This window comes from Lysinibacillus sp. FN11, assembly GCF_024628845.1.
Lineage (GTDB): Bacteria > Bacillota > Bacilli > Bacillales_A > Planococcaceae > Lysinibacillus > Lysinibacillus capsici.
Map to the genome: position 1 here is coordinate 1725740 of NZ_CP102383.1, position 12669 is coordinate 1738408.

The window sequence follows — 12669 nt, forward strand, 5'->3', positions numbered from 1 at the left end:
GTAGCTCTCACTTCTTTGTAATACATTAAATAAACGAGAGCGAAAGGGGACAGATAGTGGGCTTATTTGATGGATTGATCGGCAATGCAAGTGAGGTGAATTTAGAAAAACTACAGGAGGAGGTCCATGATTTATTAATTCCAAATGAGACAGTCAAGAACGCCTATAAAATTATTAGAGACACGTTTATTTTTACCAATAAACGATTGATCCTCATCGATAAGCAAGGAGTGACTGGCAAGAAAACGGAGTATCATTCTATTCCCTATAAAAATATCGTGCATTTTTCAGTAGAAACAGCTGGAACATTTGATTTAGATGCAGAGCTCAAAATATGGGTGTCTGGCAGTTCATTACCGATTCAAAAAAACTTCAATAAGGCGACAAATATTTATAAGGTGCAAAGCGTCTTAGCACAGTATGTGTTGGGGACGTAATGAAGGTGCTAATAGTACATGTGCACAACCAAAAGCCCGCAAATATGCGAGGCTTTTTTGTCGTGCCAGAAGAGGACGGCGTAAGGGATTTTAAGTCGGCTTCATGATTACGGTAGGCTCGAAAATACTGATAAGCGTGAATAAGAACGCCTTGCCGAAGTCTTATTCAAAGACAATCATTTCTCCGACTTCTTTAAACCCGAAGCGTTTGTATATATTCTTTCCATCCTCTGATGCCTGTAAGACTACGGGCTTTTGCTTATCAATTGTTTGACTAAGTAGGAATTGAAACATCTCACACTCAGGTGGAGAAAAGTATATATACAATGTATAGACCCTTTCTCAATTGCGAAATGCAATCTCGTGAAAAATAGTAGAATGTGTACTCTACTTATCAGGTGATTAGATATGGTTATTTTCTTCTATTATAGGATTATGTTTCCATATATAATATATTATAGAGAAAGGTGTGGAGAAACTGAAAGTATCTAATCAAATGAAAGTAACTATTATTGTTTGTCTAATCGGTTTTATCTTTGTAGGTTACTTTACAGCAAAACAGTATATCCAAGTGACTAATTGTAAGGAATTATCCCGAGATGGGCTGCTGTATGACGAGGAAATGTGTTACCGCAATCATGGTAATAAACAAGAGGTAGATGATTGGGAGCAATATAAGCGAGATATGAAAGATGCTAAGTTTAAACATGACCTATACGAAGAAGTTAAAAGAATAAATAAATAAGAATAAACTAGGACTGCTCTTAATTGAGTAGTCCATTTTATTTTGGTTGTTTTCGTAAAGGTTGTTGTTATTGAGCTAACGTCGCAGTTTAGTAGAACAAGCAAAATGGATTTTTGTTCGTTTTAAATGTAAAATTTATTTAAAATTGGTATATCTTATTTTTAAGTATTAAAGTAAAGAAACAAGTTAACAAAAACATTAAAAATCAACTAAGTCTAGGGGGAACTTATGTTAATTTCTACAATAATTTTGGGTTGGATAGGAATAGTGATTTTTTTAATTATTGTTTTTACATTTCAAAAGTTGGTTAAAAATAACGAGTTTGCTTTGATACATAACTTAATGGCTTTGATGTATGCAATGTGGTTTCCTTTGCCATTGACTTTGTATCAATTATTAAATTCGGAACTTCTACAAGTGGGGACAATATTTGGCTTAGTTTATTTAATTTTGCTAGTGATTACAATGACACTTCAAACAGGTCATATTACATATATAGTAAAACATAATGGTAATAAATCAATTACAGATAAACAAGGAGAGTATATGATGGCAACATTATCTAATCCTTTCGAAGGATTGGCAAATGTTTTCAAAAGTATTTGGGCATTATTTTTAGGAATTACTTTCTGGAATGGTGGAGAAATATTAATGGCAAGTATTATGTTTTTATCCAGTTTACTAATTTTTTATTATTTATTTATAGTACTGGATACAAGTTTAGTAAAGCGAGTCAAGTTATTTTCAAAGGTAAAAGCCAATAATTTTCTAGTTAATCTTGAAACGTTACTTTTCTTCATAATTTTGATGAGTTATATTACCTTTAATTCTTGATGGATGGAAGGAACGAACGAACTTTGTGAAGAATTATACTTAGACTAATTGAGTGCTTTAGTTAAATTTCGATTCACTAAATAAAAAACAATAAGGTAGAATTTAATCTACACGTATTGTAGATTAAATCTGCCTTTTTCGTTTTACAGCAACAATCTTTGAGAATACAGCCTTTATTTTTCTCATCCAATCTATCCAGTGTATATATCCTTAAAATCTGATGGACACAATATTTCATTCAAACCTAAACAATCGCATAGATAAACTCCGTACTCAAATCGAGTACGCAGATCCCCACAAGGGTTAATTTTTGCCTTACAGTTTGTCCAAATGATAACCTTGCAAATTGACCTCACCGACCAATTATGGAGGTCAGGTTTGCGTAAATTAGTATAATTAATAGGGTTATCTCATTAATTTGGGTTAGCCCTTTTTTTGTCTTTTGACAAATACTAGAATACATATTACAATTTAAACCAGAAATACAAAAAGAATATCTACTCTACATGTATTAGTGTGTTAAATTACAATTTAATATTAATAAATAATAGGTGCGTTTATCTCTTGATAACGCTTAAAAGGGAAGTCGGTGTGAATCCGACACTGTCCCGCAACTGTAAATGTGAGCGACTTTTCAGTATCCACTGTCTTTGGACGGGAAGGGGAAAAGAAGCGATGATCATGAGTCAGGATACCTGCCTGTTACGAGTACACACCATAAACCTACGAGGAATAGGAGGTGGCATGTTGACAAAACAGAATGCTCTGTTCGTCACAGTACGTCAAACGCCCATAGTAAATGAAAGGGTTCACAATCGAACTCATTCACATATACTTAGGGTTTGTTTGCCATTGTGTGATGAAAGAAGATAAAATGAAGGATTTCCTCAAAAGTAGGAGTCCTTTTTGTTTTGAAAATATGTACGCAAAGGGGATGCACATATGACAAATATTCATGTAACGACAATGTTGGAAACGCCTTTTGAAGATCTGAACATTTGTAAGCAACCACGCACAGAAGTTGCTAAGAAAGCGAAAACAAGAATGGTGGTCGAGTCTCTGATCGATCAATTATTAGCAACGAAGCTGATTCGCAATGATCGCTTCTTTGAGCAAATTTTATATAATAAAGAAATTATTTGGATACAAAATGGGGATGTGGACGGTCATCTTTTAGCGAAAGCAGCCATAGCAGATGAACTGAAAACAAAGACGAATAGTTTTATGATGTACATGCCGACCAATCCGATTGTCTATGAGGTCAATGGAGAAGCGTATCACTTAATTACACGCATTGATTCTACACGCGCAAAGCCCAACCTTGACCGTCTCTCATTGGCGCCAAAGCCTGTTTTAAGTGCCGCTCGTGTCAATGACTTATTATGCTCGATTGTTATACGCTTTTACGAAACGTATTTACACGATTTAGCACCTCACCATGACAAACTCATCGCATTTGTACAGCAGGAATATGCACAATTTATTGAAGCAGTGCAAGCGTTAAATGATTATCATTTCAACTGGCATCCACGTGGCAACGGTCACGAGCTTTTACTGCAATTAATTGATCATCTACAACTATTAAAAAGTCAGCCAGGTAAGGTACTGATTGATTTTACGAACAAGCATGACTACGTGATAGTTGAACCCGCTTATTTGATAGACAAACCAACAAAGAAGGCTGTCGGTGCACTATAAAACCAAGCCCTCCATTTTTGGAGGGCTTGGTTTGATCTTGCGCTAGGAATATCCGCGAAAGCAGGAAAAATACCCGCGCTAGTGCGACGAATACCTGCGGAAGCAAGTGAAATACCCGCGCTAGTGCGAAGAATACCCGCGAAAGCAAGTAATGCCTTCACGCGAACAAAATCACCCCATCCTACAGGCAATGCATGGCTGCCTGTGCTTCTTGCCATGGAACCGAATATCCTTTGCCCTTTGCACAAAAGATACTAGAGGAACTATACTCAGGGTCTGCATTTTTATCGTAGCCAATCTGTGCAATCACATCCTCTGTATTATGGCACACATCATAGCCATCAAATTGGAGAGTGAGTGCACCTTTCCCATTTGTATAGGCGGCAAAGGTTGTACTGTAGCTCATTAAAGTGGCAACAGGCGCACGACCTGTTAGGATAACATCCGTTTCGGATAAAATCGGGTCATCGAATGTGCCTGCTGCTTGCTGAATATCATTCATCATACGGCCGATAAAGTCGTTTGAAGCCTTCATTTTAAAGCGATAATAGGGTTCAAGTAGGACATTTTGTGCCTGCTCCAGCCCCTGACGCAGTGCACGGAAACTGGCTTCGCGGAAATCTCCCCCCGATGTATGTTCATTATGCCCGCGACCTGTTAGAAGTGTAAAATGAATATCTGTTACAGGGAAGCCTGTCAGTAGCCCATGATGGTCACGCTCAAACAGATGCTTTTCAACAAGGCGCTGATTGCCTAAAGATAAATGATCTGCATGACAGGCATTGCTGAAGGTATTACCTGTTCCACGTGGATTTGGCTCCATTAATAAATGAACTTCGGCATAATGCTTGAGGGGCTCGAAATGACCATAGCCTGTTACGGGGGTCGCAATGGTTTCCATATATAAAATTTGCGGCTCACCAAAGGAGACAGCTATTGAAAAACGCGTCATGAATACCTCTGTCAGGACCTCTAATTGAATGACACCCATAATATGCACATGGATTTCCTGAAATTTTTCCTGCCAGACCACACGCAAGGATGGCTCTTCTGCTTCGAGTAAACGGAAAAATTGGAGCACTTCCTTGATATGCTGATCGCCCTCATATTGAACCTTTGCCTGTAAGGTTGGGACAAGCTCATAGGGCTGGGATAGCATCGTTGTACCGATTCGATCCCCAATGTTTGCCTGGCTCAGCCCTTTGACAGCGAAAATTTCTCCCGCCTCTACCTGTTGAACGGTCTCATAGCGACTGCCGTTATAAAGGCGAATTTCAGTTACTTTTTCTGTTACTTCGCTAAATGAAAATTCATCCCGCACATGCAATGAACCCTTGACCGCCTTCATAAAGGTTAAACGCTGGTGACCATCATGACGAATTTTAAAAACCTCTCCCTCAAACGGGGCAACCTTGTCAAAATCGGTACTCGTTAACAGCGGGAGCTGGTCAAGAAATTCCTGAATGCCCTCATCCTTTAAGGCAGAGCCAGCAAAGCAAGGGAAGGCACATTCATTTTTAATCATTCCCTGTAACTGAGCAAGACACTGTTCATGCTCCAATGACTCATTCAGAAAGGCATCAAGCAATTTTTCGTCGCGCTCCGCTAGCCATTCCATGATGCTATTTGATACATAGTCTGCTCGCAATGGCTCATCGATGAACAATATATGCTGTGAGCAATCTTTGCGAAGCTGGCTGATGACAGCCTCCACATTGGCACCCTCACGATCTATTTTGTTGATAAAGAAGAAGGTAGGGACATGGTATTGACGTAAAAGTTGCCATACTGTTTCTGTATGGCCTTGTATCCCTTCGACAGCGCTAATGATCATAATGGCATAATCCATCACACGAATGGCACGCTCCATCTCAGGGGAGAAATCGACATGCCCTGGCGTATCAATCAATGTGTATGTATCATCGCCAATGCTCATACGCCCCTGCTCGGCAAATATCGTAATGCCTCGTCTGCGCTCCAGCTCGTGATTATCAAGAAAGGTATCCTGATGATCAACTCGACCACGGGCTTGGATACTATTTGTATGAAAAAGTACTTGCTCAGAAAAGGTCGTTTTCCCTGCATCCACGTGCGCAAGTACACCAATTGTTTTGTACATAAGAAATCCTCGTTTCTATAGAATGCTATCTTTTTATTGTAACAGAATACTAGCTTCTATATTTCTTGTAAAATAGTTCGTCTTTATGTCGAAATAGTGCTAATATAATGATGATTATACTTTTAGTGTCATACTACTGATTGCGCGATAAATATTCTTCTGCTAGTCTATCAATAGTATTGACCATTATAGAACGTATTGGTGCAAATGGCATTTGTCATTTGCTTAAAAGGGAAATCGGTGCAATTCCGATGCTGTCCCGCAACTGTAAATGGGGAGTCTATACAGCATGCCACTGTAGTGAAACTATGGGAAGGCGTATAGATGATGAACCTAAGCCAGGATACCTGCCAGTATGTATTTTTTGACTAAGAACCACGAGGATGGGGATAGTGATACAGGTAATATACCGTTATTTCACTATGCTACTCTCTTGGCGACAAGAGGGTTTTTTTATGCCCTTCCAAACACCTGGGTAGTAAAGAAATCTCTGATTTCTTTCTATATTTTAACAACAAAGGAGAAAAGGACATGAAGAAATGGAAAAGTATATGGCTAATGATGATCATTGCCTTGGTCGCTGTTTTAGGGGCTTGTAATGCAAAAGACAAAACGGAATCAGCAGCACAAGGTGAAAAGGTTGAGCCATCTGAGGCGGCAGCCGAAGTAACCATTGAAAACAATGACACAAGTCAAACATATACGGAAGCACCAACAAAAGCGATTAGCTTAAATCAGCATGTGACAGAAATTATGCTAGCACTTGGCTTAGAGGATTCTATGGTAGGGACAGCTTACTTAGATGATAAAATCTATGAGCCACTGCAAGAGGCATACGACAAAGTCCCTGTGCTTTCCGATCAATACCCAACGAAGGAGCAAGTCATTGATGCCGAGGCAGATTTCCTATATGCAGGCTGGAAAAGTGGCTTTGGCGAAAAGGGTGTAGGCACACCAGAAGAGCTTGAAGAATTAGGCATCCATACGTATTTACATACGGCTTCCAACATGACAAAGCCAACATTAGAGGATATTTTCACTGATATTCGCCATATCGCGAAGATTTTCCGTATTGAGGATCGTGGCGAAGCTTTAATTGAGCAAATGACGAAAGATGTAGAGGCAGTACAAGCTAAATTACCAAAAGATAGCGAAAAATTACGTGTTCTTGTGTTTGATAGCGGTGAAAAGGATGTATTTACAGCTGGTCAAAACTTTATGAATGAGCTGGTGACAATCGCGGGTGGTCAAAATATCTTTGGTGATGTGGAATCAGGATGGACAACTGTGTCGAAGGAAGATGCAGTAGACCGCAACCCAGAGGTAGTTGTCGTGATTGATTACGGTGAAACAACGGCAGACCAAAAGATCCAATTCTTAAAAAATGATCCAGCATTGAAGGAGATGGAAGCGGTCAAAAATGAGCGCTTTGTCATCCTGCCACTTTCAGCAGCGTCTGAAGGGGTTCGTGCAGCAGAGGCCATTGAAATTTTAGCCAAGGGCTTCTATCCTGAAAACTTTTAATCCATTCGAGCTAGCGTTTTGCTAGCTCCTTTTTTATAAGGAGCGATAAAAATGAATGCATTTCAAAAAAATGTACCTGATCAAACATTTGAGACACTGAACCGTCATGGTGAGTTTACCCGTCTAGCCGTTAGCCCTGGCATTATTAATAAGCATTATACGCCTGCACAACTTCAAAAAATAGCCGAAATTGCTGGCGAAAAGGGGGCGATAAAATATTCTGCTTCCTATAGTATACTCGTATCCATACCAACGTGCGATGCCACAGAAGCGGTGCAAGCCTTACAGGAAGCAGGTCTCTATGTTGCTCCCTCTGGTCCAATCATGGCCATGAAGGCCTGCGATTTTTGTGATGGGGAGAAAATGGAGGCTGCGCCGATAACCGAACAGCTCTATCATGCCATAGCGGGGATGAAGGTACCTGCAAGAGTGCGTGTCAATATTAATGGCTGTGCATCAGCTTGCTACAATGCAGTCTATGATGATATTGGACTCGTTTACCATCAAGAAAGCTTTGATGTCTATTTAGGGGCAGTACCGATGGGAGCAAAGGCACAGGCTGGTACGTTATTCGCTAAGAGGGTAGACGTCACACAAATTGAAGATTTTTTACTGCACCTGATCAACCTATATAAGGAGCATGCTCGCCCAAATGAGCCCTTTTACAAATTTTATTGCAGAACAAAGTCCGCAGAATATTGGGAACTAGTAAAAAATTCAATTAAATAGCAGGAATATTACTTAGGGTGTCGAAGTATTGTAGTAAGGCACAGAAAATTACAATACAAAGGAGCAAGAACATGACATCGAAACAAGGGATTCAACCAGAAGATCTTTATCGCTTAAAATCAGTAGCAGATCCACAGCTTTCACCAGATGGGACAGAGGTAGTTTATGTAGAGACTCGTATGGACGAGAAGAAAAATGACTATATATCGAATTTGTTTTACATAAACTTGAAGGACAAAACACCACAGCAATGGACATTTTGTGAAGATAGAACGAGTTCCCCTGTTTGGTCACCAGATGGCAGTCAAATTGCATTTTTGTCAACGAGAACAGGTAAGTCACAAATTTATGTTCTTTCGAAAGCAGGTGGAGAGGCAAAACAGGTGACACATTGTAAAAATGGAGCGACATCCCCTGTCTGGTCACCATGTGGCAAGAAAATTGCTTTTTCAGTCGTGCTAGGGAAAGATGAAACCATCCTAGATAAAGCGGAGGATGAGAAGAAAAAGGATAAAGATCTAAAGCCACTAGAAATCGAGAAAATGAAACACAAATCGGATGCTGGTGGATTTATTGATATGGAACAGTTTACCCATATTGCCATTGTCAATGTGGAATCAGGAGAGCTAGAACAAGTGACAGAAGGCAAAGAGTACTTCCATCTGGGTACTTGGTCGCCAGATGGCAAATACCTTACGTATTTAGCAGATAAAGCGGAGGATTTAGATTTCTCATTCAATGTGGATATCTATTTATTGGAGTTTGAAACGAAACAGAGTCACAAGCTAACAGAAGGTTCGGGAGCATATTACCAAACGGCTTGGTCTCCGAATAGTCGCTATCTTTCTTTTGTAGGAGGAGAACGTGAATTTGAAAATGCCACACAAGCGAAGCTTTGGATTTATGACATGGAGCAAAAACTACTAAACTGTGTAACAAGTGAATTTGATGCGCCTGTCGGTGATTTTGTCATCGGTGATTTCCTGCAAGGTGTAGCGTCACCACGTGTGCAATGGATGAATGATAATCATAGCTTCTACTTCCAAGTCACAGATCACGGCAATGCGGCGATCTATTACGGAAATGTAGATGGCGAAATTTACCCAGCTATCCATGATGATCAATATGTTTATGGCTTCTCACTTGATGCGCAAAACGATCAGGCTATTGTGGCTATTAGCACAACGACCAATCCAGGCGATCTGTTTTATGTGAACCTAAAAACGGGTGACACAGAACAGTTGACGTCCATTAATGAAGAATTTTTAAAGACCAAAACATTAGCTGTTCCAGAGAGTATAGAATTTGAAGGTGCAGAAGGCTGGAAGGTCAATGGCTGGATTATGAAGCCAGTTGGCTATGAAGCAGGGAAGAAGTATCCTCTCATTCTTGAAATCCACGGTGGTCCACATGCAATGTATGGCAATACCTACTTTAATGAATTCCAAATCCTTGCTGCACAAGGTTTTGCAGTGCTTTACACTAATCCGCGTGGTAGTCATGGCTATGGCCAAAAATTTGTTGATGCAGTACGTGGCGATTATGGTGGTAATGATTATGCGGACTTAATGGCAGCGGTAGACTACGCTCTGGAGCACTATGATTTTATTGATCAGGATCGTCTAGGAGTAACTGGTGGAAGCTACGGTGGTTTTATGACTAACTGGATTGTGGGCCATACAAATCGCTTTAAAGCAGCTGTGACGCAGCGCTCCATTTCGAACTGGATTAGCTTTGCTGGTGTCAGTGATATCGGCTATTACTTTACAGACTGGCAAATTCAAGCAGGACTCGATGATATAGAGAAGCTATGGCATCATTCGCCGCTGAAGTATGTAGACAAAGTGGAGACACCATTATTGATTTTACATGGTGAAAAAGACTATCGTTGTCCAATTGAGCAGGCAGAGCAATTGTTTATCGCCTTAAAGTATCGTAAAAAACAAACAAAATTCGTGCGTTTCCCTGAGGCGAATCATGAACTGTCAAGAAGTGGAAAGCCCACATTGCGAATTAATCGACTTGAATATATTCGTGATTGGTTTGTAAAATATCTATAATAGGGTGGCCTAAGAAGAGAATATCTTCTTAGGCTACTTTTAATAGAAAAGCCCTGTATGATTGTTTATAACGATTCAATCTTTTGAAAAATCTCATGGTAAAGGATTTGTTCACCTTTATTATAAAGGTACCAAACATCTTCTCTACTTGCTTTATAATTATATAAATAAATTGTTGTATAAGAACCGTTATTTAATGATACAGAAAAAAGAATCACAGCATGGTGTGATTCTCGATTGGTTAGTCGATTTTCTGGATGAACACGACCTTCAGATAATTAAATTCAGGGTATTCACGTGGTACACGGAAATCTTTTGGTAAACCATATTCCTCAACGATTTTATAGCGTGTATGAGTCTCTTTAAAGGCTTGGTCGATAAAGCCTTTGAACTTTTTCATGCCGAAGCTGGCATTATTTGTGGAAGCCACAATGATGCCGTTTTTAGCGGTAATGGCAATCGTGTCCTTTAGTAATTTAGGGTAGTCCTTTGCCGTTGAAAAGGTCATTTGCTTCGTACGTGCAAAGCTAGGTGGGTCTAATATGACAAGGTCAAACTGTAAAGCATGACGCTGTGCGTATTTAAAATAATGGAAGACATCCATGACTTTTATATCCTGAGCCTCATAATCAATATGATTGACACTAAATTGCTCAATCGTTTTGGCTAGACTACGCTTTGCCACATCTACACTCGTTGTCTTGATGGCTCCTCCTAGAGCGGCTGCCACAGAAAATGCTCCTGTATAGGAAAATGTATTCAGCATATCTGTATTGTTGGCATAACGCTCACGAATAGCCAATCGTACCTCACGCTGATCGAGAAAAATCCCTGTCATCGCGCCATCGTTTAAATGCACAGCATAGGTCATACCATTTTCCTTCACCATGATAGGAAATTCTCCTGGCGTGCCCATCACAAAATCATCCTGCTCGATATACTGTCCTTTGGTATCAAAGCGTTTTTTCTCATAAATAGCTTGGTAGTCCACTGTCTCAGCAAGCGCCTCATACACCACTTCTTTAAATGAGTAAATGCCCTCACTATACCAGCTTACCATATAGTAACTGTTAAAAAAATCAATCGTGAGACCGCCAATGCCATCTCCTTCACCATTAAACACACGAAAGGCTGTTGTGTTTTCATTGCTAAAAAATGCAGCACGATTGTCGATGGCTTTTTTGAATTTTTTTATAAAAAAAGCTTTATCGATTGTTTCATTCGGATCGGTCGTTAGTACCCAGCCAATCCCTTTGTTTTGGACGCCATAGTAACCTGTTCCAATAAAACGGTTATGGTGATCCATGAGCTTGAGTGTTCCTTGCTCAGCAGGTAAACGTCGTGCATCAACCGCATCTTTTGAAATAAGTGGGAAGCCTTTTTTTAATTGATCAGAAAAGGGCTGTTGTATTTGTAGAGCTATTGTTTGTGTCATAGTGTCATCCTTTAAAAAACGTTTTGCTCTATTATCGCACTGTTTGCACGGGATAGCCAAACTTATTTCAGGAATTGCGCAATTTTTGTCACGGTTTCAATCGTTGCGTCTTCAAAATAATTCATTTTACTGAAATAACTATGGATTAAACCTGGCATTGTAATATGTTCCACTACCACACCAGCAGCCTTTAACTTCTGTGCATAGCTTAGACCCTCATCAAAGAGTACATCTGCCTCTGCAGCTATAATAAACGTTTTCGGCATGTTACGGACTTCCTCTAGCTGAAGAGGGGACACAAGTGGATTTGTGAAGTTTGCTTCCTCTGTATAGTGATGAGAGAACCACTGCATGGCTTGTGTATCTAAGCCGTAATCTTCACCATATGCCAGATAAGATACTGTTGAAAAATCGACATTTGTAACAGGATAGATGAGTGTTTGAGCGTGTAACGATGGTCCCTCTAGTGCAGTAGCTAAGTATGCAACCACAGTAGCCAAATTTCCGCCAGCACTGTCCCCAGCAACTGATAATCGACTTGCATCGCCACCTAAGGCTTCCATATGATCGTGCACCCACACTAAGCTATCGTAGGCATCATGTAAGGGTATTGGGAAAGGATATTCAGGTGCTAAGCGGTAATCCACTGATACCACAATCGCCTGTGCCTGGTCTGCTAATAGCTGGCAGCCTGCATCAACAGATTCTAGATTGCCATAGACCCAGCCTCCACCATGATAATAAACAATAACAGGTAATGTTTTACCGAGTACAGGCGTATAAAGCCGAACTGTAATTTGTTCGCCATCTCGCACTGTAATTTTGTGATCCTCAATGGATGCTAGCTTCGGTTTGTGTGCAGATTGCCATTGTGTAACCATCCGCATGGCTCTCGCTTCCTGCGGTGAAACTTTGTAATAAGGTGTACCAGCACGCTGAGTTTCTAGATATTGAACAGCTTCTTTTCTTAAAGTTATCATCTTCATCATTCCTTTATTGAGAGGTTTGTTATTCTTATTATAAACTATTCATATAATTTTAATAGGATTTAGGTGTAACAAATGTTTATTTATTTAAAAATAGGTGAA

The 12669-nt window shown here is 39.9% G+C and carries 10 protein-coding genes, 1 pseudogene and 2 riboswitches; of the genes and pseudogenes, 7 read left to right on the plus strand and 4 right to left on the minus strand.

The genetic code is table 11. The annotated features are described in order from the left end of the window. Positions 1-56 precede the first annotated feature (56 nt). Positions 57-437: a PH domain-containing protein gene (locus tag NP781_RS09230; RefSeq protein ID WP_221682291.1), complete on the plus strand. Its 381-nt coding sequence runs from the start codon at positions 57-59 to the stop codon at positions 435-437. 162 nt (positions 438-599) lie between these two features. Here the strand turns inward: NP781_RS09230 and NP781_RS09235 are convergent. Next, positions 600-734 (minus strand): annotated as a pseudogene (locus NP781_RS09235) (acetyltransferase); the annotation flags it as partial. Between the two features lie 172 nt (positions 735-906). Here NP781_RS09235 and NP781_RS09240 point away from each other — a divergent pair. The 3 genes from NP781_RS09240 (at position 907) to NP781_RS09250 (ending at position 3714) form a co-directional block, all read left to right on the plus strand. Beyond that, positions 907-1182 carry a hypothetical protein gene (locus NP781_RS09240; RefSeq protein ID WP_009371280.1) on the plus strand — a complete coding sequence of 92 codons (276 nt, stop codon included), beginning with the start codon at positions 907-909 and terminating at the stop codon, positions 1180-1182. Positions 1183-1410: 228 nt separating this feature from the next. Continuing rightward, positions 1411-2016, plus strand: a complete 606-nt coding sequence (locus NP781_RS09245) for a hypothetical protein (protein ID WP_004230232.1) — start codon at positions 1411-1413, stop codon at positions 2014-2016. A 532-nt stretch (positions 2017-2548) separates the two neighbouring features. Next, positions 2549-2734, plus strand: a riboswitch (cobalamin riboswitch). Positions 2735-2958: 224 nt separating this feature from the next. After that, complete coding sequence (locus NP781_RS09250; RefSeq protein ID WP_257522089.1) at positions 2959-3714, plus strand: hypothetical protein; 756 nt, start codon at positions 2959-2961, stop codon at positions 3712-3714. Positions 3715-3895: 181 nt separating this feature from the next. Here NP781_RS09250 and NP781_RS09255 read toward each other — a convergent pair whose 3' ends face one another. Beyond that, on the minus strand, positions 3896-5833 hold the full coding sequence (locus NP781_RS09255; protein ID WP_257522090.1) for an elongation factor G: 1938 nt from the start codon (positions 5831-5833) through the stop codon (positions 3896-3898). Between the two features lie 182 nt (positions 5834-6015). Next, positions 6016-6203, plus strand: a riboswitch (cobalamin riboswitch). A 161-nt stretch (positions 6204-6364) separates the two neighbouring features. On the opposite strand from NP781_RS09255, the gene NP781_RS09260 reads away from it, so the two are divergent. The 3 genes from NP781_RS09260 to NP781_RS09270 all read left to right on the plus strand — a co-directional run bounded on the left by NP781_RS09260 (position 6365) and on the right by NP781_RS09270 (position 10146). Then, positions 6365-7357 carry an ABC transporter substrate-binding protein gene (locus NP781_RS09260; RefSeq protein ID WP_221682287.1) on the plus strand — a complete coding sequence of 331 codons (993 nt, stop codon included), beginning with the start codon at positions 6365-6367 and terminating at the stop codon, positions 7355-7357. A 51-nt stretch (positions 7358-7408) separates the two neighbouring features. Then, entirely contained in the window at positions 7409-8086 is a 678-nt protein-coding gene (locus tag NP781_RS09265; protein WP_257522091.1) for a precorrin-3B methylase, read from the plus strand. Positions 8087-8157: 71 nt separating this feature from the next. Next, complete coding sequence (locus NP781_RS09270) at positions 8158-10146, plus strand: S9 family peptidase (protein WP_257522092.1); 1989 nt, start codon at positions 8158-8160, stop codon at positions 10144-10146. Positions 10147-10387: 241 nt separating this feature from the next. Here NP781_RS09270 and NP781_RS09275 read toward each other — a convergent pair whose 3' ends face one another. Together NP781_RS09275 and NP781_RS09280 are read right to left on the minus strand one after the other, a co-directional pair. Next, the gene (locus NP781_RS09275) at positions 10388-11581 is read right to left on the minus strand and encodes a class I SAM-dependent rRNA methyltransferase (RefSeq protein WP_257522093.1); all 1194 of its coding nucleotides are present in this window, start codon (positions 11579-11581) and stop codon (positions 10388-10390) included. A gap of 62 nt (positions 11582-11643) precedes the next feature. Continuing rightward, positions 11644-12561 carry an alpha/beta hydrolase gene (locus NP781_RS09280; RefSeq protein ID WP_257522094.1) on the minus strand — a complete coding sequence of 306 codons (918 nt, stop codon included), beginning with the start codon at positions 12559-12561 and terminating at the stop codon, positions 11644-11646. Positions 12562-12669 lie beyond the last annotated feature (108 nt).